24 protein-coding genes and 1 tRNA gene are annotated in these 25,708 nt (G+C 66.4%); 14 read left to right on the plus strand and 11 right to left on the minus strand.

Going from position 1 to position 25,708, the window contains the following annotated elements:
- Nucleotides 1-15: 15 nt before the first annotated feature.
- Genes JOD67_RS10890 through JOD67_RS10900 form a run of 3 tightly spaced genes read right to left on the minus strand, consistent with a single transcriptional unit; the run spans nucleotide 16 to nucleotide 4,329 of the window.
- The gene (locus JOD67_RS10890; RefSeq protein WP_205117313.1) at nucleotides 16-1,140 is read right to left on the minus strand and encodes an ABC transporter permease; all 1,125 of its coding nucleotides are present in this window, start codon (nucleotides 1,138-1,140) and stop codon (nucleotides 16-18) included.
- A gap of 12 nt (nucleotides 1,141-1,152) precedes the next feature.
- Nucleotides 1,153-2,139 (minus strand): ABC transporter permease, encoded by a 987-nt coding sequence (locus tag JOD67_RS10895; protein WP_205117314.1) that lies wholly within the window; start codon nucleotides 2,137-2,139, stop codon nucleotides 1,153-1,155.
- A 39-nt stretch (nucleotides 2,140-2,178) separates the two neighbouring features.
- Nucleotides 2,179-4,329 (minus strand): ABC transporter substrate-binding protein, encoded by a 2,151-nt coding sequence (locus tag JOD67_RS10900; RefSeq protein WP_205117315.1) that lies wholly within the window; start codon nucleotides 4,327-4,329, stop codon nucleotides 2,179-2,181.
- A 1,190-nt stretch (nucleotides 4,330-5,519) separates the two neighbouring features.
- Between JOD67_RS10900 and JOD67_RS10905 the strand changes: the two genes are divergently transcribed.
- Nucleotides 5,520-8,060 (plus strand): penicillin acylase family protein, encoded by a 2,541-nt coding sequence (locus tag JOD67_RS10905; protein ID WP_205117316.1) that lies wholly within the window; start codon nucleotides 5,520-5,522, stop codon nucleotides 8,058-8,060.
- Here the strand turns inward: JOD67_RS10905 and JOD67_RS10910 are convergent.
- Genes JOD67_RS10910 through JOD67_RS10920 form a run of 3 tightly spaced genes read right to left on the minus strand, consistent with a single transcriptional unit; the run spans nucleotide 8,057 to nucleotide 9,633 of the window.
- Entirely contained in the window at nucleotides 8,057-8,617 is a 561-nt protein-coding gene (locus JOD67_RS10910) for a P-loop nucleotide/nucleoside kinase family protein (RefSeq protein WP_205117317.1), read from the minus strand. The genes JOD67_RS10905 and JOD67_RS10910 overlap by 4 nt on opposite strands.
- A complete protein-coding gene (locus JOD67_RS10915; protein WP_205117318.1) occupies nucleotides 8,618-9,007 on the minus strand; it encodes a pyrophosphohydrolase domain-containing protein in 390 nt (129 codons plus the stop codon).
- 29 nt (nucleotides 9,008-9,036) lie between these two features.
- Nucleotides 9,037-9,633 (minus strand): 5-formyltetrahydrofolate cyclo-ligase, encoded by a 597-nt coding sequence (locus JOD67_RS10920; RefSeq protein WP_205117319.1) that lies wholly within the window; start codon nucleotides 9,631-9,633, stop codon nucleotides 9,037-9,039.
- 454 nt (nucleotides 9,634-10,087) lie between these two features.
- Here JOD67_RS10920 and galU point away from each other — a divergent pair, with 454 nt between their 5' ends.
- The 7 genes from galU (at nucleotide 10,088) to JOD67_RS10955 (ending at nucleotide 15,028) form a co-directional block, all read left to right on the plus strand.
- Nucleotides 10,088-10,987: a UTP--glucose-1-phosphate uridylyltransferase GalU gene (galU, locus tag JOD67_RS10925; protein ID WP_307782351.1), complete on the plus strand. Its 900-nt coding sequence runs from the start codon at nucleotides 10,088-10,090 to the stop codon at nucleotides 10,985-10,987.
- Between the two features lie 132 nt (nucleotides 10,988-11,119).
- Complete coding sequence (gene glp / locus JOD67_RS10930; RefSeq protein WP_205117321.1) at nucleotides 11,120-12,340, plus strand: molybdotransferase-like divisome protein Glp; 1,221 nt, start codon at nucleotides 11,120-11,122, stop codon at nucleotides 12,338-12,340.
- Nucleotides 12,337-12,813 (plus strand): cyclic pyranopterin monophosphate synthase MoaC, encoded by a 477-nt coding sequence (gene moaC / locus JOD67_RS10935; RefSeq protein WP_205117322.1) that lies wholly within the window; start codon nucleotides 12,337-12,339, stop codon nucleotides 12,811-12,813. The genes glp and moaC overlap by 4 nt, the downstream gene beginning before the upstream one ends.
- Nucleotides 12,801-13,286 (plus strand): MogA/MoaB family molybdenum cofactor biosynthesis protein, encoded by a 486-nt coding sequence (locus JOD67_RS10940; RefSeq protein WP_239553806.1) that lies wholly within the window; start codon nucleotides 12,801-12,803, stop codon nucleotides 13,284-13,286. The genes moaC and JOD67_RS10940 overlap by 13 nt, the downstream gene beginning before the upstream one ends.
- 37 nt (nucleotides 13,287-13,323) lie before the next feature.
- A complete protein-coding gene (locus JOD67_RS10945) occupies nucleotides 13,324-13,938 on the plus strand; it encodes a GNAT family N-acetyltransferase (RefSeq protein ID WP_205117323.1) in 615 nt (204 codons plus the stop codon).
- 105 nt (nucleotides 13,939-14,043) lie between these two features.
- Nucleotides 14,044-14,895 carry a divisome protein SepX/GlpR gene (gene sepX, locus JOD67_RS10950; RefSeq protein ID WP_205117324.1) on the plus strand — a complete coding sequence of 284 codons (852 nt, stop codon included), beginning with the start codon at nucleotides 14,044-14,046 and terminating at the stop codon, nucleotides 14,893-14,895.
- Between the two features lie 56 nt (nucleotides 14,896-14,951).
- A tRNA-Ala gene (locus JOD67_RS10955) sits at nucleotides 14,952-15,028 on the plus strand.
- Nucleotides 15,029-15,142: 114 nt separating this feature from the next.
- On the opposite strand, the gene JOD67_RS42355 is transcribed toward JOD67_RS10955, so the two are convergent.
- The 4 genes from JOD67_RS42355 to JOD67_RS10975 all read right to left on the minus strand — a co-directional run bounded on the left by JOD67_RS42355 (nucleotide 15,143) and on the right by JOD67_RS10975 (nucleotide 17,505).
- Nucleotides 15,143-15,514 (minus strand): NUDIX domain-containing protein, encoded by a 372-nt coding sequence (locus JOD67_RS42355; protein ID WP_205117325.1) that lies wholly within the window; start codon nucleotides 15,512-15,514, stop codon nucleotides 15,143-15,145.
- Between the two features lie 332 nt (nucleotides 15,515-15,846).
- Nucleotides 15,847-16,701 (minus strand): helix-turn-helix domain-containing protein, encoded by an 855-nt coding sequence (locus JOD67_RS10965; RefSeq protein WP_307782352.1) that lies wholly within the window; start codon nucleotides 16,699-16,701, stop codon nucleotides 15,847-15,849.
- A 25-nt stretch (nucleotides 16,702-16,726) separates the two neighbouring features.
- Nucleotides 16,727-17,275: a DUF6879 family protein gene (locus JOD67_RS10970; protein ID WP_205117327.1), complete on the minus strand. Its 549-nt coding sequence runs from the start codon at nucleotides 17,273-17,275 to the stop codon at nucleotides 16,727-16,729.
- Nucleotides 17,272-17,505, minus strand: a complete 234-nt coding sequence (locus JOD67_RS10975; protein ID WP_205117328.1) for a hypothetical protein — start codon at nucleotides 17,503-17,505, stop codon at nucleotides 17,272-17,274. The genes JOD67_RS10970 and JOD67_RS10975 overlap by 4 nt, the downstream gene beginning before the upstream one ends.
- A gap of 227 nt (nucleotides 17,506-17,732) precedes the next feature.
- Here JOD67_RS10975 and JOD67_RS10980 point away from each other — a divergent pair, with 227 nt between their 5' ends.
- The 6 genes from JOD67_RS10980 to JOD67_RS11005 all read left to right on the plus strand — a co-directional run bounded on the left by JOD67_RS10980 (nucleotide 17,733) and on the right by JOD67_RS11005 (nucleotide 25,224).
- Nucleotides 17,733-17,966, plus strand: a complete 234-nt coding sequence (locus tag JOD67_RS10980; protein ID WP_205117329.1) for a hypothetical protein — start codon at nucleotides 17,733-17,735, stop codon at nucleotides 17,964-17,966.
- A 382-nt stretch (nucleotides 17,967-18,348) separates the two neighbouring features.
- Nucleotides 18,349-20,094 carry a type I restriction-modification system subunit M gene (locus JOD67_RS10985; protein WP_307782353.1) on the plus strand — a complete coding sequence of 582 codons (1,746 nt, stop codon included), beginning with the start codon at nucleotides 18,349-18,351 and terminating at the stop codon, nucleotides 20,092-20,094.
- Entirely contained in the window at nucleotides 20,091-21,365 is a 1,275-nt protein-coding gene (locus JOD67_RS41850) for a restriction endonuclease subunit S (protein WP_205117331.1), read from the plus strand. The genes JOD67_RS10985 and JOD67_RS41850 overlap by 4 nt, the downstream gene beginning before the upstream one ends.
- Nucleotides 21,365-24,502 (plus strand): type I restriction endonuclease subunit R, encoded by a 3,138-nt coding sequence (locus tag JOD67_RS10995; protein ID WP_205117332.1) that lies wholly within the window; start codon nucleotides 21,365-21,367, stop codon nucleotides 24,500-24,502. The genes JOD67_RS41850 and JOD67_RS10995 overlap by 1 nt, the downstream gene beginning before the upstream one ends.
- 224 nt (nucleotides 24,503-24,726) lie before the next feature.
- On the plus strand, nucleotides 24,727-24,885 hold the full coding sequence (locus tag JOD67_RS11000) for a hypothetical protein (RefSeq protein ID WP_205117333.1): 159 nt from the start codon (nucleotides 24,727-24,729) through the stop codon (nucleotides 24,883-24,885).
- An 18-nt stretch (nucleotides 24,886-24,903) separates the two neighbouring features.
- Nucleotides 24,904-25,224, plus strand: coding sequence for a putative quinol monooxygenase (locus JOD67_RS11005; protein WP_205117334.1), 321 nt, complete (start codon nucleotides 24,904-24,906; stop codon nucleotides 25,222-25,224).
- Here the strand turns inward: JOD67_RS11005 and JOD67_RS11010 are convergent.
- A complete protein-coding gene (locus JOD67_RS11010) occupies nucleotides 25,210-25,707 on the minus strand; it encodes a GyrI-like domain-containing protein (RefSeq protein WP_205117335.1) in 498 nt (165 codons plus the stop codon). The genes JOD67_RS11005 and JOD67_RS11010 overlap by 15 nt on opposite strands.
- Nucleotide 25,708: the final 1 nt, after the last annotated feature.

Raw genomic sequence — 25,708 nt, forward strand, 5'->3', positions numbered from 1 at the left:
CGGTGCACTGGCCGCTCAGCCGTACGGGTCCACGGCGTCGCGGACGCCGTCGCCGAGTAGCTGGAAGCAGGTCACCGCGATGACCACGGCGATCGCCGGAATCAGCATCCACGGATACTGCGTGACCACGGCGATCTCCTGCGCGTCCTTGAGCAGGACCCCCCAGCTCACAGCGGGAGGCAGCATGCCGATGCCGAGGAACGACAGCGAGGTCTCGGCGATGATCGTCGCCGGGATCGCCAGCGCCGCGACGACGACGATGTGGCTGATCGCGTTCGGGACCATGTGCGTGACGATGATCCGGCTGTGCGAGCTGCCGGCCGCCCGCGCGGCGTTGACGTAGTCAGCGTGCGCGTAGCCGAGGACCTTGCCACGTACCTGGCGGGCGGTGTTGGCCCACACGACGAGCGACAGGATCAAGGTGATGAAGAAGTATCTTCGTTCGACCGGCATGTCCCGGGGAAGGACGGCGGCCAGCGTCGCCCAGAGCGGGAGGGTCGGTACGGACAGGATGATCTCCATCACGCGCTGGATCGCGTTGTCCACGATGCCGCCGAAGTAGCCGGAGATCGTGCCGATCAACGTCGCCAGAACGGTGGAGATCGCGACACCCAACAGACCGATGGTGAGCGAGACCTGGGCTCCCTGCACGGTCCGGGCGAAGATGTCGCGGCCCTGTGTGTCGGCACCCCAGAGGTAGAGCTTGGTGTCGCCGTCCACGGTCATCAGGTGCCGGTCGGTCTTGATGAAGCCGAACAGCGTGTACTCGTGGCCCTTGCCGAACCAGTGGATCGGGATCGTCTTCGTGCAGTCCTTCTGGTACACGAACTCGAACGTGTCCTCGTTGAGCGTCTGGGTGACCCCGCACATCGCGAGGCCGCCGTCCCAGGTCAACGCCGAGGGCGCGGCGTTCTTCGCGCCGGAGTTGAGAACGTCGTAGTCGTTCGAGGCGAGGAACGGAGCCAGCGCCGCCACGATGTACATGAGCAGCAGCACGATGCCGCCGCCGACCGCGAGCTTGCTCTGCTTGAAGCGGCGGACCATCAACCGCCACTGGGGGATCTCGCCAACGTCGGAACCCTTTTCGGTGGGAGCCGCCGCGGTGGCTTCCTGCACCGGTTCGCCGATTACGCCTGCCATCGCTTCAGCACCTCATCTCGAAGTCCGGATGCGCGGGTCGACCCAGGCCAACAACAAGTCGGCCAACAGGTTGCCCATGATCATCAAGAAGGACAGGAACATCAGCAGGCTGACCGCGAGATACATGTCCTGGTCGACGAGCGCCTCCAGGAGCAGCGGACCCATCGTCGGCAGGTTGAGCACGATGCCGACGATCGCCTCGCCGGAGATCAGCAGGGGGAGCGTCGTACCGAGCGCCATGATCAACGGGTGAACGGCGTTCCGTACGGCGTGCTTCCAGATCACGCGTCGCTCGAGCAGACCCTTGGAGCGCGCAGTCTGGACGTACTGCTGGTTGAGCACGTCCAGCAGGTTGGCGCGCATCACGCGGGTGAGCCAGGCCGTGCTACCGGCCGAGATGACGATCAACGGCACCCAGAGGTGGCCTAAGAAGTCCACGAGTCTGGCCCAACTCCAGGGTGCGTTCTGGAACTGGGTGGAGAACAGGCCACCGACATCCGCGTTCAGATATCGCGACGCGATGACCATCACCACCAGCGCCAGCAGGAACTCGGGCACCGCGACTCCGACGAACTGGATCACGGTGACGATGTAGTCGGGTAACGAATATCGGTGGGTCGCCGAATAGACCCCGACGGGTATCGCTATCAGCCAGGCGAGGATCAGCGACCCGCCGGTGAAGAGCAGGGTGTACGGGAGCCGCGAGTACACCAGGTCGTTGACCGGTGACCGCCGCGTGAACGACTCGCCGAAGTCGCCCTTGATGAAGTTGCCCGCCCACTTCCCGTACTTCTCGAGCACCGGGTCGTGGACGCCGTACCGGTTCTCCAGGGCTGTGATCTGGTCCTGGGAGACGTTGTTGCCGAGCGCCCGGAGTCGGTCGATCTCGGCGGTGAGCGCCGACCCGGGAGGGGCCTCGATCAAGATGAAGCTCACGATCGAAATGATGAACATGGTGACGACCATGTAGAGCAGTCGCCTGATGATGAACGCGAGCATCGAGGGCCCTCCCGGTGGCTCAGCCGGAACTACTGCTTCCTACGCGTGCTGGTCGGGGTTGTCCCAGTAGTAGGTCTCCACGTCGTAGACCGATGGAGTCGGGTGAATCCACGGGTTCGCGAACCCACCCAGCTGGAGGTTTTCCTTCGCGGGAACGTTCTTCAGATCCTTCTTCTTCAGGATGACCCGAGGCGTGTTGGCCACCGTGCCACTGAAGAACGGACCGTGCTCGACATGGATCTTGATCATGTCCCAGACGGACTGGGTGCGCTTCAACTCGTCTGGTTCGAGCTTGGTCTTGTCGTACAGATTCCACAACTGTTCGATCGGACCGCCCTTTTCGGCCTCCATCCGCGGAGGTGTCCGAGCGAACGGGTCGCGGTCGAGCTGCTGGGTCTCCGCCGCCGTGCCGCGGAGGCTGTACATCCGACCCTCGAGCGGAGCCCACCGGCTCTGCTCCAGCGGGACCAGCCACTGCGGGTACAGCAGGTGGTTGGGGCCGTCGCCGACCTCCCAGTTGCTGTGCACCATCAGCGAGCCGTTGTCCCAGAGCTCGTTGAAGCCCTCGGGCGAGATCGGGTTGGTGGTGCCGTCGACCCCGATCGCCTTCCAGTTCTGCAGCAGCAGGTTGTCCTTGGCGATGTGCTCGGGGTCGGCGTTCGCCGAGTAGTCGATCGACAGCTTCAGCTTCTTCCCGCTGGGGAGCTCGCGGAGCCCGTCGCCGTCCTTGTCGACAACGCCGATCTCGTCCAGCAGCTTCTTCGCGGCCTCGGGGTCGTACTTGACCCACGCGTCCCGCCACTCCTGGTAGGCCTGCTTACCCTGGTCGTTGACGAGGTACTCCTTGGCCTTCGGGCTGAGCGTGCCACTGGTGAGCTCGCCCTGCTCGAAGTAGATGGCCTTCTGAGCTTCCTCACGGTTGAACGCCAACGACAGCGCCTGCCGGAACTTCGGGTCGCGGAACACCTTGCGGAGCTCCGGGTCCTTGACGTCGTAGTTGACGAACCACATCGAGCTCGTGCCCGAGCCGCCGTCCCAGAGCAGCAGGTCGAGACCGCTCTGCTTCTCGGTCTGCCGGAACGTCGAGATGTCCGACAGCCCGACCTTCATGAACTGGCCCTGGACGTAGTCGACGCCGCCCTGCTGCATTCGCAGCTTGCCGACCTCGGGGTCCTGGACCGCGGTGAAGACGACCTCGTCGATGAACGGAAGCTGCGAGCCTTCCTTCGTCACCACGTAGTAGTAGGGGTTGCGCTCGAACGTGATGCTCTGCGCCTCGCGGTAGTTCTTGACCCGCCAGCCGGCCATCGTCGGGCAGTCCGCGTTGCGGGTGAAGTCGACCTTGGTCTCGAACGCGCCACCGGCAGCTGCCCAGTTCTTCGGCGCGGACTTGTTGTACTTCGGGTGGAACTGCTTGGCGTAGTGCGCCGGGACCATCCACCACGGGCCGTTCTGCATGGGCCCGTTGACCCACATCGCGATCCGCTGCGCGGTGAGAGGAGCGGGTGCGTCGAAGGTCATCTTCAGCGTGACCTCGTCGACGGCCTCGAACTTGGCCAGCGTGTTCTTGCCGGAACGGGCCTCGTCCGGAGCAACCTCGGTGTGCTCCTCGTTGATGACGATGTCGTCCCACCAGAACATGATGTCGGCGGTCGTCCACGGCTCGCCGTCGGACCACTTGAGGCCCTTGCGGAAGTGGAACGTCCACTCGCTGGCGTCCGCGTTCATCTCCCAGCTCTCGGCGAGGCCGGGGATGATGTCGAGACCGTCGTTGATGAAGCGGATGATCTTGTGGCCGCAGAAGAACTCGCCGATCGAGCTCGCCCGGTCTCCGGACGTCGTCTCAGCCAGCATCTGCATCTTGCCGCCGTACTTGCCCTCCTGCACCCAGTTGTGCGGGACGACCAACGGCTTCTCGGGCAGTCGATCCTTGATCGGCGGGATCGCACCGGAGTCGGCCTGCGCCTTGAGGAGTGGGGACTCTTTGAAGGTGGCGGGCACCGGCAGCGGCTCCTTGGCGGAGCCCTTGCCACCGACCGCGCCACCTGTTCCGCCGGTGCCGCTCGTGTTGCCACCGCTGCCGGGGGTCGAGCCGCCCCCACCGGAGCAGGCGGCCAGCATGACCGAACCGGCCGCGATGGCCGTGCCGTAAAGGATGGTGCGACGGCTCACCTGGGGGTTGTCGCTCATGGGGTTCTTACTCCCTTCCCTTCAGCGGGCTGAGGGATCTTGCAGCACGCGGTCCCTCCGTGGGACGAAGGCGTCCCGACCAGCTGCTTGCGGGGTACCTAGACAGTACGAGTGTTGTACGTGGTGCGCAGACCTTAGGCGCTTTTATCACTTCGCAACTTCTTCGACGCGCCGTCGTGCCTGCGGGCACCGTGGGGAGGGACCTACCGGACGGCGCCCGGTCGGTGTGGGTGCGATGGAAACAGCGAGGATCCGGCCGTTGCCAGGTGTCCGCACATGACCTGGCCACGGACGGCCGGGTGGTCACGTGAGTCTCTGACAGCCGGGCGACGCGGTGCGCCGCGGGAAGCTCCCCCGGGGATCGAACGCCCTGCAATGGCTCATGGCTCGCTGCCGGCCGAGGTCGGGCCGGGCGAGGACGCTGGTGCCTTCGGTACGGGCAGCAGACTCGCGAACCATCATCAATTTCGAGACCATATCGTTGCGCTTTTGCCACAGCTCTTCGTCGGGGCCGGCCTTGACCGGTTCCCGTGCAATTTCGGGCATGTTAATGCCGAGAGGCCGCCCGGGCAAAGGCCCTGGATGATCACAGTTCTCACACGGTGTGATCGGCTACCCCCTGTCAGAGCTCGGCTGCGGACGGTCGCTGGATCGGGTCTGGATCGCTGTCTGGTTTGGTGGATCTCGTGCCTGAACGTCCGTCATGTCGTGAGTCTGGCATCGGTCCCACTCCGGGACCACCGGTGCATGACGGACCTGACACTCCGTAGCGTTCCGCGTCCTAGATCTGGCCCCGGCCGTAACTATCGGACGCGTTCGAGAATTGCCAAGCCTACATTCGAAATCAGTCCGGATCCGGCCCTTTTGCCAATTGGTAATTCGATGTCGAGGTATTTCTTGGAAGCGATTTGCAGTATTTACCGCAAGCGCGTCGCCGGGATTTGCGTGGGCCGATCCCTCGGCCTGCTTGGGGCCCGTCGTTCGGGGTGGTCGAGGCCGCGTCGGGGCGGTGCTCTTGGGTTCGTGGACGAAAGGTCCGTCCGCGTGGCCGTTCGGTGTCTCGTCAATGCTCGCTTGACGGGGTGCCGGCGGCCCGGCTTGACGGCCTGATGTGGACGAGTCGGGCGAGATGGCCCATCGCGGACGCGACCGGGAGGCCGTCTCGGACAGCCTCCCCTAGGCTCTGAGTCGTGCGCCGACTCCTCCGGGTCACCGCGATCGTCGGTGGTGTGCTCGTGCTGCTGCTCGGCGTCGTGACGGCCGCCGGGGTTCTTGGCGTGCGCCGGTCGTTCCCGGACGTCGAGGGCCGGGTGTCGATGTCAGGCCTCGCGACGCCCGTCGAGGTGCGGCGGGACGCGTACGGCATCCCGCAGATCTACGCCGACACCGCGGAGGACCTGTTTCGCGCGCAGGGGTACGTGCACGCGCAGGACCGCTTCTACGAGATGGACTTCCGCCGGCACGTGACGAGCGGGCGGCTTTCGGAGTGGTTCGGCGAGAGCCAGCTGAAGACCGACATCTTCCTGCGTACGCTCGGCTGGCGGCGGGTGGCGGAGCTCGAGTTCCCGAAGCTGCTGCCGACGACGCGGGCGTACCTGACCGCGTACGCCGAGGGCGTCAACACCTACCTCGGTGAACGCAGCGGCGGGCAGCTGTCGGTCGAGTACACCGGTGGGCTGCTCGGGCCTGCGGCGAAGCCCGAGCCCTGGACGCCGGTCGACTCGCTCGCGTGGCTGAAGGCGATGGCCTGGGATCTGCGCGGCAACATGGAGAACGAGATCGACCGGGTGATCGCCGCGACGAAGGTCTCGACGGATCGCGTAGCCACGCTCTATCCGGGCTACCCATTCAAGGACCACGCGCCGATCATGACCACGCCGGTGTCGATGGCGCCGCCCACGCTGCAGGCGCCGGGGCGTGCGGCCCTGCCGCCAGGTACGGCGGAGGCGTTGGAGTCGTTGCGTTCGGTCGTCAGCGGGCTGCCCGCGCAGCTGGGGGCCGGCGACCGTGCGGGCTTCGGCTCGAACGCATGGGTCGTTTCGGGCCGGTTGACCACGACGGGCAAGCCGTTGCTCGCGAACGATCCGCACCTCGCGCCGGCGATGCCGTCGATCTGGTACCAGATGGGGCTGCACTGCCGGAAGAAGGTGGCGGTCTGCCCGTTCGACGTGGCCGGCTTCACGTTCTCCGGGGTGCCGGGGGTGATGATCGGGCACAACGACCGGGTCTCCTGGGGGTTCACGAACCTCGACCCGGACGTGACGGATCTGTTTGTCGAGCGGCTCAACGGCGACTCGTACTTGTATGACGACCAGTGGTTCCCGCTCGCGAGCCGGACCGAGGAGGTCCGGGTCAAGGGGCGCTCCGAGCCGGTGCGCATCACCGTCCGGGCGACGCGGCACGGGCCGCTGGTGTCGGACGCCGACGCGGAGCTGCGCCGGGTGTCGCAGGTCGCGCCCGCGTCGGGGCAGGATCCGATGTCCGACGTGACGCCGGCCTTGGCTTTGCGGTGGACGGCATTGATCCCCGGCCGTACGGCGGACGCGATCTTCCTGCTGAACCAGGCGCGGAACTTCGCCGAGTTCCGGAAGGCGGCCGAAGCTTTCGAGGTGCCGTCGCAGAACCTGGTGTACGCGGACGTCGACGGGCACATCGGGTACCAGGCCCCGGGGCGCGTGCCGATCCGCCGCGGCGGCGACGGCGGCTGGCCGATGCCGGGCTGGACGTCGGCGTACGGGTGGATCGGGTGGATCCCGTACGACCGGATGCCATACGTGCTGGATCCGCCGAAGGGGTACATCGTCACGGCGAACCAGGCGGTGATCGAGTCGTCGTTCCCGTACAAGCTGGCGGACACCTGGTCGTACGGCTATCGGAGTGACCGGATCGGCGATGTCATTGACTCGTTGACGAAATCCGGCGGCAAGGTGTCGCCGGACGCGATGGCGCAACTTCAACTTGACACCTCGAACGGTTTGGCGCCCGTGCTGGTGCCTTACCTGCTTCGCGTTCGCGTGTCGGCTTTCGCTGCCGAGGGTCAGACTCTGTTGCGTGGTTGGGACTTCTCGCAGCCCCCGGACTCGGCGGCGGCGGCGTACTTCAATGCGGTATGGAAGAACCTGCTCGCGGCGACGTTCCACGACGAGCTCCCCGAGTCGACCTGGCCGGGCGGGCGCGACCGGTGGTGGGAGGTCGTGCGGGGGATGCTGGACGACCCGACGAACCCCTGGTGGGACGACGTGTCGACCCGCGGCGTGCGCGAGGACCGCGACGCGATCCTGGTGCGGGCCTTGTCGGACGCGCGCGACGAGCTGACCCGCCTGATGGCGAAGTCGCCCGAGCGGTGGCGGTGGGGGAAGCTGCACCAGCTGTCGTTGACGAACCAGTCGTTCGGCTCGAGTGGGATCTCCCCGTTGGAGGCCCTGTTCAACCGTGGCCCGTACGAGCTCGGCGGCGGCTCCGACGCGGTCCTGGCCTCCGGCTGGGCGGCGAACAAGCCGGGCCTGCTTGGCTACGAGGTGGCCTCGGTGCCGTCGATGCGGATGGTGGTCGACCTGGCCAACCTGGACCAGTCGCGCTGGATCAACCTCACCGGAGCGTCGGGGCATCCGATGTCGCCGAACTACAACGACCAAGCCCCGTTGTGGGTTGCGGGCCGGACGATCCAGTGGCCGTTCACGGAGAAGGCCGTCCGAGAAACCGCCCACTCCACCCTGGTCCTGGCGCCCTAGGCCTGGCGCTCGGCGAGGTAGGCGAGGGCCTTCTCGACCGTGGTCTCCAGCGGCTCGGTGGTGTCGAGCTGGAGCCAGGGCGTGGGCGGGTAGATCGTCGCCCAGATCGTGTCGTCCCCGCCCTGGATGCGTCGGACCAGCTCGCTGTCCCGCGGCGCGTCTGCCGAGGTCGCGGTGAGGTCGACGACCTGGCTTCGCCTGCGGGGTCGGGATCGCAGTCGGCGGTCCAGCTCGTTGCGGTCGGACGTGACGCACTCGACGAAGCCGTACGCCGCGCCCTTGCGTTCGGCCAGCGCCATGGTCTGCGTCACGATGTTCTCGAATCGGCACGGGCTGTCGCAGATCACGTGGAAGCCCTGGCCCAGCAGCGACTCGGCCACCGCCCAGACGCCTTCGTACGCGAGCCGGCCGGCGACGTTCCACTCCACGCCGACGTCGAGCGCGGTGGACTTCAGTACGTCGAGATCGAGCACGACCGCGCCAGTCGCTTTCGCCACGCCGGCCGCGACCGAGCTCTTCCCCGCGCCGCTCCGGCCGGCCATCTGCAGGAGGAACACTCAGCCACCCCATCCCTGCGCGCGCAGGACGCCCTCGACGTCCGGCGGCTGGTAGTGCTCGCCCTTCCGCACCTTCCCATCCGCGCGCCGATCCGCCTCGCCGTCCGGCGCGAGCTTGCTGAGATTCGCCCGGTGCACCTCGGCGATCACCGCATCCAGGTCTATCCCGTACGTCAGCGCGGTGCCGTACGCGACGTAGACGACATCGGCCAGCTCGTGCGCCACCTCCACCGCCGAGCCGCGCGCGGCCGCCTCCCCGACCTCGGCCACCTCCTCCGTCAGCAACCGCTGTCGCAGCTCCGCCAACTCCGCCGACGGCAGTGTGGGGCGCGAGGCGATGGTCAGGCCGAATCGTTCGTGGAACGAGCGCACCAGCTCAGCAGGACTCACCCACCGCAGGGTACGGAAGCGCCGACCGATCAGAGCGGGAAGCGGACCAGCCCGGAGGGCGTTGCCGCGGCGTCGACGCGGCGGTCGTGGGGTTCGTTGGGCAACACGTCGTCCAGCAGTTCGCCGTCGTGCAGCACGATGCAGCTGAAGGCGTCCCGCGCGATCCGGGACAGCACCCGGTCGTACGAGCCACCGCCCCGCCCCAGGCGCATGCCCGTTCGGTCGGCGGCCAGGCCCGGCACCAGCACCGCGTCGGCCGTCGCCACCGCGTCGACGCCCAGCCGGCGCCCCACCGGCTCGAGCAGACCTAGCGGCGCCGAGGCCAGTGAGTCCGGACCTTCGTACACGCCCCAGTCCACGTCCGCGTCACGCCGCAGCACCGGCAGCAGTACGCGTACGCCGCGGCAGGCGAGGGACTCCAGCAACGGTCCAGTGCCCGGCTCGGTTCCCACGCCCACGTACACCGCGACCACGGCAGAACGGTGCACCTCCGCCACGCTGAGCAGCACAGCACGCAGCGCAACCGCCGCGTCCCGCAGATCGAGCGGTCGCAGCTTGCTCCGTTTCGCCGCAGCACGACGGCGGAGACGATCCTTGTCCACGCGCACGTCCGGCAAGCCCCGCATGCTTCGTTATCTTTCCGCGACTTGCGGGTTAACGGGAGGCTTTCGGCTCAACCCGATTCCCCGAGCTGACACAGCGTGGCCAGAAGGTAGCGTGAGATCTGACCCACGGTGACAAACGCCCGAAATGTTCGGCGACTCTCTGTAGGCAAATTTTCCGGATGCCGGTTTTGGCCGCCTCGTCGCCGCCCCACCAGCAGGTTCACAGACGGCGCTCAGGAGCAGGTAACACGCAGCGCTAGCCTCGATGGTCGCAGCCCCGGCTCGCTCAGTTTCGCGGTACGCCACCGTCTGCCGCGCGGCTTGACGGCGCTCGGACGTGGCTTCTTCGACGAGCCGGGCTGCGACTAGGGTTCGGCCCATGGCTGACCTCGGCTCCTCCAGCGCAGTCGGTACATCGCCCGACCCCGCAATCGCGACTGTAACGGACATAGAACCCGAAACGGACATAGCACCCGTGACTGACGTACGAGCGGTTCGCAAAGCCGTCATCCCCGCGGCCGGCCTCGGCACCCGGTTCCTCCCGGCGACCAAGGCGACGCCGAAGGAGATGCTTCCCGTCGTCGACAAGCCGGCTATCCAGTACGTCGTCGAGGAGGCGGTCGCCGCCGGCCTCACCGACGTGCTCATGGTCACCGGCCGCGGCAAGCGCCCGCTCGAGGACCACTTCGACCGCGCGTACGAGCTCGAAGAGGCCCTCCGCGAGAAGGGCGACACCGAGAAGCTCGCCGAGGTCCAGCACTCCAGCGAGCTCGCCGACGTCCACTACGTCCGCCAGGGCGCACCGAAGGGCCTCGGCCACGCCGTCCTCGTCGCCGCGCCGCACGTCGGCAGCGAGCCGTTCGCCGTCCTGCTCGGCGACGACTTGATCGACGAGCGCGATCCCCTTCTGCCGTTGATGATCGACGTACAGCGCCGCCGCGGGGGCAGCGTGATCGCGCTGATCGAGGTCGACCCGACGCAGGTCCATCTGTACGGCTGCGCCGCCGTCGAGCCCACCGACGAGGACGGCGTCGTACGCATCACCGACCTGGTCGAGAAGCCCGACGCCGAGGACGCGCCGAGCAACCTCGCGATCATTGGCCGGTACGTCCTCGCGCCCGAGGTCTTCGAGGTCCTGCAGAAGACCGAGCCCGGCCGCGGCGGCGAGATCCAGCTGACTGACGCGCTGCGCGTGCTCGCCACCCGCGAGGACGCCGGCGGCCCCGTTCACGGCGTGCTGTTCCGCGGCCGCCGGTACGACACCGGCGACAAGGCCGACTACCTGCGCGCGATCGTCCGCCTCGCCGCCGACCGCGAGGACCTCGGCCCGGAGTTCGTCGCCTGGCTTCGGGAGTTCGTCAAGGAACGCCCCTAGTCGCAAGAGAGTCGGCGGCGGCGGTGCCCTCCGTCGAGATGGCACCGACTGGTGCCGCCGACCGGTGCGACTCACGGCAATGCAGCGGCTCGGCTCCATGATCACGACCGCGCCCCGGCATACGCTGGGCGCATGAAGAGCGTCGACGAACACCTGGCAGTCATCCTCGACACGATCGAGGAGCTGCCGCCGTTCGCGCAGCAGATCCTGGACGCCCACGGCTGCGCGCTCTGCGAGGACGTCGTCGCCACGTTCGACCTGCCGCAGTTCGACAACTCGGCGATGGACGGGTACGCGGTCCGCGCCGAGGACGTCGTCGGCGCCACCGAGGACGACCCGATCGTGCTGCCCGTCGTCGGCGACGTCGCCGCGGGCATCGAGAAGGTGCTCGCGGTCGCCCCCGGGCTCGCGCTGCGCATCATGACCGGCGCGCCGATCCCGCACGGCGCCGACACCGTCGTACCCGTCGAGTGGACCGACGGCGGCGTCGCGAAGGTCGCGGTCTACCACGGCGCCGAGGCCGGCCGGTTCATCCGCCGCCGCGGCGAGGACGTCGTGGTCGGGCAGCATCTCGCCGGCCCGGGCACGGTGATCGACGCGAAGCAGATCGCGGTGCTCACCGCCTCCGGTCGCGATCGGGTGCGCGTACGTCCGAAGCCGCGCGTCGTCGTCCTGTCGACCGGCTCGGAGCTCCGCGAGCCCGGGCAGTCGCTCGGCCAGGGGCAGATCTACGACTCCAACAGCTACACGCTCGCCGCCGCGGTCAAGGAGACCGGCGCGATCGTCTACCGCGTCGGCGTCGTACCCGACGACAGTCGCAAGTTCATGGACGTGCTCGAGGACCAGCTCGTCCGCGCCGACCTTGTCGTGACCAGCGGCGGGGTGAGCATGGGTGCGTACGACATCGTCAAGCAGGTGCTCGGCCAGCTCGGCACGGTCGAGTTCACGACGGTCGCGATGCAGCCCGGCATGCCGCAGGGCTTCGGCGTGGTGGGCGAGGACCGTACGCCGATCTTCACGCTGCCGGGCAACCCGGTGGGCGCGTACGTGTCGTTCCAGCTCTTCGTCAAGCCAGCCTTGCGCAAGATGCTCGGGCTCACGCCGTACGTGACGCCGATGGTTTCGGCAACAGCCGTTCAGGGCTGGCGGTCGTCGCCGGACAAGCGGCAGTTCACCCGCGTGGAGTACTCGATCGGCTCGGACGGCGCCGGCCGCGTGACGCCGGTCAGCGGGCCGGGCTCGCACCTCGTCGGCGGGCTGTCGCGCGCGAACGCGTTGGCGGTCGTACCCGAGGACACGACCGAGGTCTCGCCCGGTGACACGGTCGACGTGATGCTGCTCGACGCGCGATGACTGACAACCCACGGTTGACGCACGTCGACGAGTCGGGTGCGGCTCGAATGGTTGACGTGTCATCCAAGCCAGTGACCGCTCGCACGGCCCGGGCGTCCGGACGGGTGCTGGTCTCGGCCGAGGTGGTCGCGTTGCTCCGCGGCGCGGGCGTACCGAAGGGCGACGCGCTCGCGGTGGCCCGGATCGCCGGGATCATGGGCGCGAAACGTACGCCCGACCTCGTACCTCTTTGCCACCCGATCGCGTTGAGTGGGGTAGAGGTGGACCTCGCGGTGGCGGACGACGCGGTGGAGATCGTGGCGACCGTACGGACGACCGACCGGACCGGCGTCGAGATGGAGGCGCTGACCGCCGTGTCGGTCGCTGGGCTCGCCGTGATCGACATGGTCAAGGCGGTCGACCCGGCGGCGACGATCACGCAGGTCCGGGTGGAGGAGAAGACCGGAGGCAAGACAGGGACATGGCGACGGTGATGCGGGCGCTGGTGATCACCGTGTCCAACCGTGCCTCCGCCGGCGTCTACGCCGACCGCGCCGGCCCGGTGCTGGTCGACGGGCTGGTCGGGTTGGGGTTCGAGGTCGACGGTCCGAAGGTGATCCCGGACGGCACTCCGGTCGAAGGGGCGCTGCGGGACGCGGTGGCGAGCGCGTACGACGTGGTGCTCACCACCGGCGGAACGGGGCTCAGCCCGACCGACGAGACGCCGGAGCTCACTCGGCGGGTCATTGATCGGGAGGTTCCTGGTCTCGCGGAGGCAATTCGGGCGTACGGTATCGCCCACGGTGTCGGGACCGCGGCACTGTCGCGTGGCCTCGCGGGGCTGGCGGGTAGGACACTGGTGGTGAACCTGCCCGGCTCGCCAGGCGGCGCGAAGGACGGCATTGCCGTTCTGGCCCCGGTGTTGGTGCACGCGGTCGAGCAGGTGCGTGGCGGCGACCACTCGTAATGGCGTGAAGGAGGCGGCCCTGAGCAAGGGGTGGCCGGTGAAGTTGGCGGAAGGACCCGTCGGCCTGCGTCCGATCCGGGTCCGGGACGGGCGTGCCTGGCGCGAGGTGCGGTCGCGGAACCTGGCCTGGCTACGGCCATGGGAGGCGACGCCGCCGTTGGGCAGCGACCCGAGGCCGCGAACGTTCGCCTCGATGGTGCGGATGCTGCGGCGGCAGGCGACCGCGGGGATGTGCATGCCGTTCGTGATCACCTACGACGACCGCCTGGTCGGGCAGCTGACGGTGAACGGGATCACGACGGGCTCGGCGCGGTGGGCGCACGTCGGGTACTGGATCGACCAGGCGTACGCGGGGCGCGGCATCACGCCGACCGCGGTGGCGCTGGCGACCGACCACTGCTTCTTCGGGGCTGAGCTGCACCGGATCGAGATCAACATCCGGCCGGAGAACGTCGCGTCGCTGCGCGTGGTGGAGAAGCTCGGCTTCCGCCCGGAGGGGCTGCGACCGCGATACCTGCACATCGACGGGGCGTGGCGTGATCACCTGTCTTTCGCCTTGACAGCCGAGGAAGTGCCGGACGGATTGGTCGCCCGCTGGTTGCGTTCTCGAGCGGCGGGGGAGCCTCGTCAGGGATCGCCAGCGTCGTCGTAGGGTGTCGCTTGGCTGTCACTTCAGCCCCATGAGTAACATGCCGCCCACGCGACACACCGGATCATTTGCGCCACGATGATCCGTTGCTTGCGTACCTTCGTATCTGTGGGTACCGGTCTGATCTACGCAGCGATCGTCGCGGCGTGGGCGGCCTACCTCGTCCCCCTCTGGCTCCGCCGGCACGACGAGGCGGCTGCCTCGCGTTCCGTCGACAAGTTCTCCGACGCCATGCGCGTGCTGGCGCGGCGGAAGACGCCTGCCTACGCGACGCCGGCCGACGAGGCCGCGGACCAGTTGCCTCGGCGTCCGGTGCTCGGCCCGCCGCCCCGTACCTCTGCCGCTGCCCGGCCCGCGGTGTCGGCGGCTACGCGGCGCCGACGGGTGCTGGTGTCCCTGGTCGCGGCCCTGACAGTCGTCACCGTGCTCGCCGTCGTGGCCCTGGTCCCCTGGTGGGCGGTAGCGATCCCCTCGGGCGTCGTGCTGGCGTTCCTGTTCGTCTCCGCCTCGTCCGCACGCGCCGAACGCGCCGCCGCAGCCCGCACCCCACGTCGCGACCACGGCCCCGTACGCCGCAGCGCCCGCGTAACAGCGTCGTACGCCCACGGCTCGTCCGTGGCGCAACCCGGCGTTGACGACGAACCGACGGTGATCGTCCGCCGAGCCTCCGACGAACCAGCCACCGCCGAGCCGGCGCCCGCGGTCGCGAAGAAGAGGGACGACGGACTCTGGGACCCCGTAGAGGTGCCGCTGCCGACGTACGTGACCAAGGCCCGAGCCCCCTTCACCGTGCGTACGGTCGAGCTGGGCTCACCGGGAACGTGGACGTCGGGCCGCCTCCCCGAGGCCGAGCTGCTGCTCCGAGCCTCGATGGACGCGGCCGAGCTGATCGAGACGACCGTCCAACCCCCACCGCCACCAGAAGAGGAGCTCGAGCACCGCAGGGCGGTAGGCGACTAACCCCTTCGGCCCAAGCGGAGCCCGGATGCTATTCTCTTCGTCGGTTCACCCATCTGGGGGCTGTAGCGCAGTCCGGTAGCGCACCTCGTTCGCATCGAGGGGGTCAGGGGTTCAAATCCCCTCAGCTCCACCAACGATCTAGGACCAGTTTGGTCGCGGCAAAGCCGCTTCCGCTGGTCCTTTCTCGTTCCCGGTGGGTCGGGCTACCGGTCCGCCCATGAGTCGACGGAAACGTCTGGACCACCTGTCAGGTAGCTGCGGAGGGCGGTGGCTGTGGTGGAGACGAACTCGCTTGGGATTTCATCGGTGGAGATCCAGGCGACTTGGGCGTGCTTGTGGGGTTCACCGTTGGTGAGCGTTCCAGTCCAATGGTGACAGGCGAAGACGACCGTGAGGAATCCATCGGGTGCTTCGACCCCCTGGCCCCGTGGATGACGTGGGCGAGCCGAAGGTCGCCTCTGTCGACGTGGAGGCCAGCTTCTTCTCTGAGTTCTCGGATGGCCGTTGCGGTTATGGGTTCACCAGGGTCGTTCTTGCCGACGGGGAGGTCCCACATGCCTTGGGCGAATTTGGCTTTAAGGCCCCGTTGCAGGAGGACGACGCGTTGTGTCGAGGTCATGGATGATGGCGGCGACCAGCAAGGTCATGGACTCCGTAGCGGGCTCGAGGTCGCCGTCGGTGTTGGGCGGTTGCTGGCTGATCGGCCGGGCCACGCTGGTCCTCTCGTCGGTTCGTCGGATGTTCGCTGCCTACCGGCTGGTGAGTACATCGTGGGCACGTTGCGCTGGGTCGGCGGAACCGGGCAACTTGCGTCTACGGGTAGAGGGCCACGCTAGACCGGATCGATGCGACGGCCTGCTTGGTGCGGTGGGAGCTCATGCCCTCCATCAGGTCGAGCGCGAGGCACCAGGTCGTGACTGCTTCGTCGGCAAGCAATGCTGTCGCCCGGGCTTACGACGCCAGCTCGTTGAGTGCTCCCGTCAGCACCTTCCGCGCATCGCTGCCGTACACCGCGGCGTCGGCCAGATGTTTGAACGTCCGCTGGTAGGCGGCGATCTCCTCGGGCTGGGTGATGTTGAGCACGGCGGTGAACAGCTCGACCACCACCATGGTGTCGTCATAGAGGTAGAAGCCGTGCAGAGGACCAACACTGAGCGGCTTGCCAAACGGAATGACGCCGAGCCGGATGGTCTGCAGTGTGGTCATCGACACGAGCTGCCCCAGTTGCCCGGCCATGGCATCGGGTGGGCAGACCAGGTAGCGCAGCACGGCTTCGGTCATGACGAAGTGATACTTCTTGCCGGGCCGGTAGAGCAGTTGCTGGCGTTCCATGCGGGCCGCGATGGCGGCGTCGAGCTCTTCGGTGGACCTGGGTACGCCGCGGTCGACGTCGCCTTCATCGCCCTCGAGGAAGCGGTAGCGGGCGTACTCGGCAGTCTGCAGCAGGCCGGGCACGAAGCAGGGCTCGAAGTTCTGGGTGAGGGCGGTCTGGCTCTCGATGTCGGCGATGCGGCGCTGGCGTACGTGAAGGCCTGGCCGGTACATGCGGCGGTGTTCCACGTACTGCTGTTCCAGCGAACGCAGGCTGGCGACCAGCTCGGGTATCAGGTTGGTGCGTTCGCAGAGGCGGGCCCAAGTCTCCAGATCGAGATCGGACGGCGTTTGGTTGCCGGCTTCAATCTTGGAGATCTTCGAGGGCGTCCAACCGGCACCGGCCGCCAGTTGGCGGCCGGTGAGGTGGGCGTCCAGCCTCATCTCGCGAAGCCGGTTGCCTAGGGCTTCGCGGGTACGTTGGAAGCTGGACACCCTGCAGGACCTCTCGTGTTGCTCGTTACTTGCGGTTCTCGTAGCCGGCGATGTACTCCGCCCGCGGCGTGGCGTGGAAGCGGGCGACTTCCCGGTAGTGGGTGTGCTCGATCACCACCGCGGGATCCTCGACGATATCCGCGCCGAGCAGCACATCCTGCTCGTCGTGGCGCAGGACGCACATCTTGTGCGCGTCGATCAGCCAGTAGTCGTAGTCGGGCAGGCCGACAGCGTCGGCCTTGGAGCGTTCCAGGTAGCGGATGTCCTCCCCGGCGTGCACGTTGAGTCTGGCCAGGTTGAGTCCGAACCGGGTGTAGTCCGACCACGGTTCCGACACCACCCGCACCCGCTCGATGTGCTGACCGGCGAGCGTGCGGCGCATGATCAGGCCGGTCCAGTCATCCATCCAGGAGTCGTCGTCCGGCTTGCCGGCGAGGAACCGCTGAACATGCTCGGCCTCGCCGGGATCGGCGTAGTTGTCGCGCACCTCGAGGCGGAAGGCCGTGAACTGGTAGCTGCGGGCGAACTGGACGAAGCCCTTGAGATCAACGAACGTGCCGGTCGGCCTCGTCACTGCCGCCCACCGTGCTGAGCAACGATGATGTCGATCAGTTCCTGCGTCACGATGACCGCGTCCTCGCGCTCGGGCGGGAAGTGCACCAGCTGCGAGCGGGTCGTCTCGTCGGTCAGCTTGTAGCCCTGCACGACGTAGCGGCCGTCGTTGGTGGCGTAGAACGAGGGACTGCCGTCCTTGCCGGTGTCGTTGTCAGTACCAAGGTGAACGAGGTGCTTCGGCTGCTCCATGTCCGGGTCTCCTCCGTGGTGATCTGATGGCCCACGCCCGGCCATGGTGCGCGCCAAATCGGGAATCCGTCAAGACATCCCGAGAAATCTCAAGCAACTTCCTTCCGTTTCTCGCATCCCAAGACCCAGGATCTGATCACGGCGCGACGGTTGGATGCCCCCAAGAACGTTCCCTGGCCGTCGCGCCGCACCAGAACGCAGCAACGGGGAAGGCGGCCGAGAAGCAGATGATCCCGGACTCGATAGTCGAGAGTCTCGACAAGTTGCTCGCCAACTCATCCGAGGCGCCGGCCACGCGTGAGCTGGTCGCACACGTGCTGGCCAAGCTCGCCGACGAACTACCTGAGCACTACGGGCCAGGCGCGCAGTGGGCGTACCGCGGCTGGCTGCGGCGCCGCGCGAACGCGCTCGAAACCGACCGGGCATGGACACGCACCCTGCTCGCCGACACCAGAATCTGAGATCAAGACCTGCCGGCGCCAAAGCTCGCTCCACCGGAGCTTGGCCACCCCGGGTGGAGCGACGAAACGGACCCGCCGTTCCCTTAGGCCTGGGGATGGCGGGTCCTTTCGCGCCGTGTCGAGCCTGTGCAACTTCGCCCTTCCTGCACACGCCGGCTACGGCTTCAGAGGGGTAGGAAGCAGGGTCAGGAAGGTCGCTCGTGCGGCTTCCGTCGCTTGATGAGCCAGTCGCACTGCGGACTTCGTGGCACGCGGGGTGTCGTCATGCGCGATGATCTCCTTGTGACGCACCGGCTACGGTATGCCGCCTGTTCGTACGGCGCGCACGGGCTCGCGCTGGGCGTCCGACATCTATCGTCGAGTGAGCCTCGTAAGGAGCCCCGTGAGCAGCCTCGGTAGCTTCATCTGGTCGATCGCCGATCAGCTTCGAGGTCCCTACCGCCCCAACCAGTACGGCAACGTGATCCTCCCGCTCACGATCCTGCGCCGCCTCGACTGCATCCTCGAGCCCGACCGGGGGACCGTGCGCACGCTGGCGGCTAAGCACGACAACCCGAACCGGCTCAGGATTGAGGTCAATAAGGCCACTGGCCGTCCGTTCTACAACACCTCGAACTACTCGTTCGCCAACCTGCTAGCTGACGCCGACGGGCTGGCGGACAACCTGGCTGACTACATCGACCGGTTCTCCCCGGATGTCGACGTGTTCGAGTACTTCGACTTCAAGAAAGAGATCCTCGCTCTGGAGAAGGCAGGGCTCCTGCGCGAGGTCATCACGTCCTTCAAGGCCGTTGACCTTCATCCGAACGTCGTGTCCAACGCCGACATGGGCGATGCGTTCGAGTACATCATCCGCAAGTTCAACGAGGCCGCGAACGAGACGTCCGGGGACCACTACACCCCGCGAGACGCGATCCGGCTGCTGGTCGACCTGCTCTTCGCTGAGAAGGATGTTGACCTGACCGAGGCCGGCATCATCCGCACGCTATACGACCCAACCGCGGGCACCGGCGGCATGCTGTCCCTGGCCGAAGAACACCTGCTCGGGCAGAACCCCGATGCGAAGCTGGGCCTGTTCGGCCAGGAGTACAACCCGCAGTCGTATGCGATCTGCAAGTCCGACCTGCTGGCCAAGGGCCATGACGCATCCAACATCGCCTTCGGCAACACGCTCACCGATGATGCGTTCAAGGGCCGCAAGTTCGACTTCTGCATGTCCAACCCGCCGTACGGCGTCGACTGGAAGCAGTACGCAAAGGCGATCACGAAAGAACGCGAGGAAGCAGGCCCCTACGGCCGGTTTGCTCCCGGACTGCCGTCGACCTCTGACGGGCAGATGCTCTTCCTGCTCCACCTGGTACACAAGATGCGGGCGCCGGAGGACGGCGGCGGTCGGGCCGGGATCGTGATGAACGGCTCGCCGCTCTTCAATGGCGCTGCTGAGTCCGGCCCGTCCGACATCCGTCAATGGCTGTTGGAGAACGACCTGGTAGATGCGATCGTCGCACTGCCGACGAACATGTTCTTCAACACGGGGATCGCCACCTACATCTGGGTCCTCGACAACGACAAGCACTCCGATCGCAAGGGCCGTGTCCAGCTCATCGACGGCACGTCGTTCTGGACCAAGATGCGGAAGAACCTCGGTTCAAAGGGCCGCGAGATCAGCGACGCAGACCGCGCCCAGGTGGTGAAGTTGTACGTCGACTTCACCGACGCCGATCCGGACTACTCCAAGGTGCTGCGCAACGACGAGTTCGGCTACTGGACAATCCTGGTCGAGCGCCCCCTCGTGGACGAGTCCAGCAGCCCCGCAGTCGACCGCAAGGGCAAACTCAAGTCAGACCCGAAGAAGCGGGACACCGAGAACGTCCTGTTCACATACAGTGGCTCGGACGCTGGGGCAGCTGGCAAGGTAGAAGTCATTCAGGCGTACTTTGACGCCGAGGTACAGCCGCACGTCCCCGACGCCTGGATCGACTGGACCAAGGTTAAGACCGGCTACGAGATTCCCTTCACCCGCCACTTCTACACGTACGTCCCACCCCGCCCCCTTGCTGAGATTGACGCTGACCTGGAGAAACAGGTAGCCAAGATCCTCGAGCTGCTGCGGGAGGTTGAGGGGTGAACGGCTCGGTCCGTCTCAAATGGCTGCTTAGCCAATCCGACGCGCGAGCGGGGGCGAGAGCCGAGACACTGCCGCTGCTGTCGGTATCGATCAGTTGGGGTGTCCGACGTCGCCAGGAGTCGGAAACGACCACGCGGGCGGCTTCCGAGGACCTGTCGAACTATAAGCTCTGCCGCGCGGGCGACCTTGTCATCAACCGGATGCGGGCGTTTCAGGGCGCACTCGGCATCGCCCCGGAGGACGGGATCGTCAGTCCGGACTACGCGGTGCTGCGTGTCGACCCGAAGGTCGACAAGCGATGGCTGAACTACCTCCTTACCAGCGGACCCACAGTGGCGACGATGGCAAGCTTGGTTCGGGGGATCGGCGGAACCGAGACCGGGAACGTTCGAACTCCCCGGTTAAACATCAGCGACCTGCAGGCGATGACCGTGCCCCTCGTGTCGGCAGACGGGCAGCGCGTCATCGCCGACTACCTCGACCGCGAGACTGCCAGCATCGACACGCTCATCGAGGAGCAGCAGCGCCTGATCGAGATGCTGCGGGGACGCCGTAGGGCTGTCGTTGAGCAGGCCGTCTTCTCCGGGCTTGACGGTGGTCCCATGACGATCAACGCTGAGTCGTGGCTTCCTCCGACCCCGTCCCACTGGCGGGTCGTCCAACTCGGTTTCGTGAGTGACACCGTCGCGGGCTATCCGTTCCCCAGCAATGGCTTCAGTGCCGATGAGGATCATGTTCGTCTGCTACGTGGAGTGAACGTAAAGCCCGGGAGGATCAACTGGGCCGACACCGTCTACTGGGATGTCGAAGCGACGGCTGTTCCGAGTGAGTTCGTACTCGAAGTCGGCGATCTTGTATTCGGCATGGACCGCCCGTTTGTGGGAGGCGGCGTGCGTGTCGCAGCGGTCTCCGGAAACGATCTTCCGACGCTGTTGCTTCAGCGGGTCATGCGTATCCGGCCCATCAGCGAGGCTGGACGTGGATACATGCGTTACGTCATGTCGACCGATGCGTTTCTCACCTACTTGGAGCCACAGTTCACGGGCGTGAGCGTGCCCCACGTCAGCGAGTGGCAGGTCCGGAAGTTCAAGATGCCATTCCCTCCGCTTGATGAGCAAAAAAGCATCGCCGCCTACCTGGACGGGCAGACCGCGAAGATCGACGTGTTGCTCGAAGAGACCGAGCGATTCATCGCGATTGCCCGCGAGCGTCGGGCGGCGCTGGTCACGGCGGCGGTGACGGGGCAGATCGACGTACGGGAGATGGTGTGATGGCGGATCACAACGAGGTCGTCTTCGAGGCCGAGATCTGCGAGTACCTGGCCGACCACGGGTGGCTGTACTCGCCGAACGACGCCGGTTACGACCGGGAGCGGGTGCTGTTTCCCGAGGACCTGTTCGCGTGGCTGGAGGAGACGCAGAATCCGGCGTACGAGAAGGCTTTGAAGGCCGCAGGTTCGAAGGCGAAGTTCCTCGACGTCTTGACGACAGTGCTCGACAAGCCACTTGAACATGGTGGCGGGACGCTGAACATCCTGCGTAAGGGGGTGCAGTACATCGGCGGTGGCTTGCTGAAGGTGGCGCAGTTTCGCCCCGAGACCAGCCTGAATGCGACTACCAACGAACTGTACGCCGCGATGCGCGTGCGGGTGATGCGGCAGGTTCACTTCTCTACCGCTGACCAGCGCAGCCTCGACCTGGTCTTCTTCGTCAACGGGCTCCCGGTCGCGACAGTGGAGCTGAAGACCGACTTCACCCAGTCGCTGGATGAGGCGGTCAATCAGTACCGCAGGAACCGGCACCCGTTGACCAATGGGCGTCCCGAGTCGCTGCTGTCGTTCGGGCATCGGGCCCTGGTGCACTTCGCGGTCTCCAACGATCTGGCTGCGATGACCACCCGGCTCGAGGGCGAGACGACGCATTTCCTGCCGTTCAACGTGGGTCACGACAGTGGTGCGGGGAATCCGCCAGGTGAGGATGGGTGGTCGGCGACTGCGTACTTGTGGGAGCGGATCTGGGAGAAGGACGCCTGGCTCAACATCATCGGCCGGCTGATGATCGTGGAGACCAAGGAGGAGTGGGACGTCGCCACCGGCACGTCGGTGCGGCGTACGAGCATGCTCTTCCCACGGTTCCACCAGTGGGAGGCCGTGACGAACATCGTGGCCGCGGTGAGCGAAGAGGGTGTGGGGCAACGCTACCTAATCGAGCACTCGGCAGGCTCGGGGAAGACGAATACCATCGCCTGGACCGCCCATCGGCTGGCGCGGCTGCACGTGAACGACGACAAGGTCTTCGACTCGGTCATCGTGGTCGTGGACCGCACCGTGCTCGACGGGCAGCTCCAGGATGCGATCCGGCAGCTGGACGGATCGAGCAACATCGTGGCCACGATCAGCCCGGAGGACGTCCGAAAGGCGGGAGCGAAGTCGAAGTCCGGGTTACTGGCGACCGCGCTGAAGAACGGTGAGCTGATCATCGCGGTGACCGTGCAGACCTTCCCGTTCGCCCTCGACGAGATACGGGCCGACAAGGGTCTGAAGGGCAAACGGTTCGCGCTGATCGCGGACGAGGCGCACTCCTCGCAGTCCGGCCAGATCTCCTCGAAGCTCAAGGCAGTGCTGACCGCGGAGGAGATCAAGGAAATCGAGGAGGGCGGCTCGGTCGACGTGGAGGCGATCCTGGCCGCGGAGATGACTGAACGGGCGGAGTCGAAGAACATCTCCTACTTCGCATTCACCGCGACGCCGAAGAACAAGACTTTAGAGCTCTTCGGCCGCAAGGGTGCTGACGGGAAGCCGGTCGAGTTCCACCTCTACTCGATGCGGCAAGCGATCGAGGAGGGTTACATCCTCGACGTGCTCAGGGGCTACCAGTCCTACGACACCGCGCTGAAGATCGCCCGTCAGCTTGAGAGCGGCGATGGTGCGACGGTGGTGGAGGAGGCTGCGGCACGTAAGGGCCTGATGCGGTGGGTGAAGCTGCACCCGACCAACATCAGCCAGAAGGTTCAGATCATCGTCGAGCATTTCCACGTCAACGTTGCCCGCCTGCTGGAGGGCAAAGCGAAGGCCATGGTCGTGACCGACTCGCGCAAGGCCGCGGTGAAGTACAAGAAGGCGATCGACGCTTACATCGCCAAGCGGGCTGATCAGGACTCCTCGTACAGCTACCGCACCCTGGTCGCTTTCTCCAGCTCAGTCAGAATGGCCGATGACGAGACGTGGGAGTCGGACTGGGGCCTGCAGCCGAGCAAGGATGACGAGTTCACCGAGGCCAATCTGAACCCCGGCGCCGGATCGGACCTCGCTGCCGCCTTCAAGGGCGCGACGTACCAGATCATGCTGGTTGCCAACAAGTTCCAGACAGGGTTCGACCAGCCACTGCTCTCCGCTATGTACGTCGACAAGAAGCTCTCCGGTGTCACGGCGGTGCAGACACTCTCGCGGCTGAACCGCACTCATCGCACTGCGGGTGGGGACCAGAAGCGAAAGACGTTCGTCATCGACTTCGTGAACAAACCCGACGACATCCGGGAGGCGTTCGAGCCGTACTTCACCAACGCCACCCTGGAGACCGAGACCGACCCATATGTCGTGTTCCACCTCGCCACCAAGCTCGAACAGGCTGGGATCTACACGTCAGATCAAGTCCGGAAGGTCGCCGAACTATGGATCACGCGGAAGGGCAACAACGCGCTCTCGGCGGCGATCAGCCCAGCCAAGAACGAGTTCGCCCGCCGCTACGCGGCCGCGATCGACGCCGACGACAAGGTCACACTCAACACCCTCGACCTGTTCCGTAAGGACGTCTCCACCTTCGTCCGGCTCTACGACTTCATGAGTCAGATCGTCGACTACGGCGACCCTGGCATGGAGATGTTGTCGATCTTCCTTCGGCTCCTTGAGAAGGTCATCGCAGACTCATCGTGGGCCGCGGAAGTCGACCTGTCCGACGTGGTCCTGATCGGTGTCAAACACATCAAGGGGACCGCGGTCGACATCTCGCTGACGGGCGACGGCGATCTGAAGGGGATCGGCGCCGCTGGTACGGGCACCAGGAAGGATCCGAAGTACGTCGCACTCCAGATCGTCATCGACAAGATGAACGACCTCTTCGGTGCTGAGTCATTCACCGAATCGCAGGTACGAGAGTTCGTGCTGGGACTCGTCCAGCGGCTGCTGGCCTATCCGGACCTGATCAACCAGACCAGGGTCAATTCGAAGAAGCAGTTCATGGAGTCGCAGGACTTCCAGGCGGCCGTCATGGAGGCAGTGGTTGAGAACAAGTCGGCCCACACCACCATGGCCGACTACTTCTTCAGCGACGGGCCTGGCGTCAGCGCCGTCACCGTGGCGCTCGCAGACGCCTTTTACGAGGCCGCGATCGATGAGCCGACGGACGTGTGAGCAGCCTGCCCCCTGAGGGACGGTGCGGCACAGGTTGAACAGCTAGCCCTAGCGACTTGTTCGACGAATCTCGGTCTCTTCTACACCGACATCTGTGGAGCAAGTCGCCCTGATCGTCGACCGTGACATGCCCTGCGACCGCCCCGTCCAGACGCAAGCGAAGAACGGGCCAGCGCAAGAGCCTCCTCCCAAGACGAAGACAACACCGAGAGACCGCCAGAACCTTGGTCGGCTCGTACAACGACCTGTGCGAGTTGATGGTCCTCGCGGCGCGGGGGGCGGTGAACCTGCACACCGCGAAGTACGCTCTCGACGACTTCCAGAAGGCGATCGACGACCTCGACGCGGGCCGCGTCCGAGGGCGCGCGATCCTCGTTCCCTAGCGTACGTGGAGGAATCCGTTGATCTTCATCACCGCGAAGTTCCGCATCCTGCCGGAGCACGCCGAGAACTGGCCGGAGATCTCGCGCTCGTTCACCGAGGCGACGCGGGCCGAGCCGGGCTGCCTGTGGTTCGACTGGTCGCGGAGCCTCGACGACCCGAACGAGTACGTGCTCGTCGAGGCGTTCGAGGACGACGCCGCTGCCGCGCACGTGGGCTCGGAGCACTTCCGTACGGCGCAGCAGGAGTTGCCGCGGCACCTCGCGGAGACGCCGCGGATCGTGAACTTCCAGGTGCCCGGAACGGACTGGTCCGAGCTCGGTGAGCTAGCCGTCCGCTAGCCGGAAGTTGAGCTCGGCGATCCACTGGGTCTTGCGGGGCTCGGTTCGCGGGTCGGTGCGGTAGGCCTCGTACCGGCAGGCGAACCGATCTCCCTCGGCCACGTCCCAGCGATCGAGCGCCAGCCCCTGCTCCGCGGCCCAGTCGAGCAGCGCCTTGTTCGCCCGGCGCGCGTGCAGCCTGTACGTGAGTGTGGCGTACCGGCCCGCCGGGAGCTCCGTGCGACGTACGCGGTCGTCGCCCCCGACCGGCGCGGACGTGACCACGCCCACCTCGATGTCCATCGGGCCGTCCATGTCGATGAGGTGCAGCCTGTGGAAGAACGGCCCGTCGGGCTCGAGGTCGTGGGTCTTCAGGCACGCGGCGAGCTCGGCGAGCAGCTCGTCGCGTACCCGCAGCATGCCGCGGAACGGCGTGACCACCCGGATGCCGAGGCAGTCGACCCGTGCGCGGTCGACGACGCGGGGCGGCTCGAGGAGCTCCATG

The sequence above is a fragment of the Tenggerimyces flavus genome, assembly GCF_016907715.1.
In the GTDB taxonomy this organism is placed as follows: Bacteria; Actinomycetota; Actinomycetes; order Propionibacteriales; family Actinopolymorphaceae; genus Tenggerimyces; species Tenggerimyces flavus.

What these genes read in the sequence shown, in the direction of transcription:
- JOD67_RS10980 (WP_205117329.1), top strand. Translation starts at nt 17,733, where the DNA reads ATGATCCCGGACTCGATAGTCGAGAGTCTCGACAAGTTGCTCGCCAAC.
- glp (WP_205117321.1), top strand. Translation starts at nt 11,120, where the DNA reads ATGAAGAGCGTCGACGAACACCTGGCAGTCATCCTCGACACGATCGAG.
- moaC (WP_205117322.1), top strand. Translation starts at nt 12,337, where the DNA reads ATGACTGACAACCCACGGTTGACGCACGTCGACGAGTCGGGTGCGGCT.
- JOD67_RS42355 (WP_205117325.1), bottom strand. Translation starts at nt 15,514, where the DNA reads ATGACCTCGACACAACGCGTCGTCCTCCTGCAACGGGGCCTTAAAGCC.
- JOD67_RS10920 (WP_205117319.1), bottom strand. Translation starts at nt 9,633, where the DNA reads ATGCGGGGCTTGCCGGACGTGCGCGTGGACAAGGATCGTCTCCGCCGT.
- JOD67_RS10995 (WP_205117332.1), top strand. Translation starts at nt 21,365, where the DNA reads ATGGCGGATCACAACGAGGTCGTCTTCGAGGCCGAGATCTGCGAGTAC.
- JOD67_RS10940 (WP_239553806.1), top strand. Translation starts at nt 12,801, where the DNA reads ATGGCGACGGTGATGCGGGCGCTGGTGATCACCGTGTCCAACCGTGCC.
- JOD67_RS10890 (WP_205117313.1), bottom strand. Translation starts at nt 1,140, where the DNA reads ATGGCAGGCGTAATCGGCGAACCGGTGCAGGAAGCCACCGCGGCGGCT.
- JOD67_RS10895 (WP_205117314.1), bottom strand. Translation starts at nt 2,139, where the DNA reads ATGCTCGCGTTCATCATCAGGCGACTGCTCTACATGGTCGTCACCATG.
- JOD67_RS11010 (WP_205117335.1), bottom strand. Translation starts at nt 25,707, where the DNA reads ATGGAGCTCCTCGAGCCGCCCCGCGTCGTCGACCGCGCACGGGTCGAC.
- JOD67_RS10900 (WP_205117315.1), bottom strand. Translation starts at nt 4,329, where the DNA reads ATGAGCGACAACCCCCAGGTGAGCCGTCGCACCATCCTTTACGGCACG.
- JOD67_RS10975 (WP_205117328.1), bottom strand. Translation starts at nt 17,505, where the DNA reads ATGGAGCAGCCGAAGCACCTCGTTCACCTTGGTACTGACAACGACACC.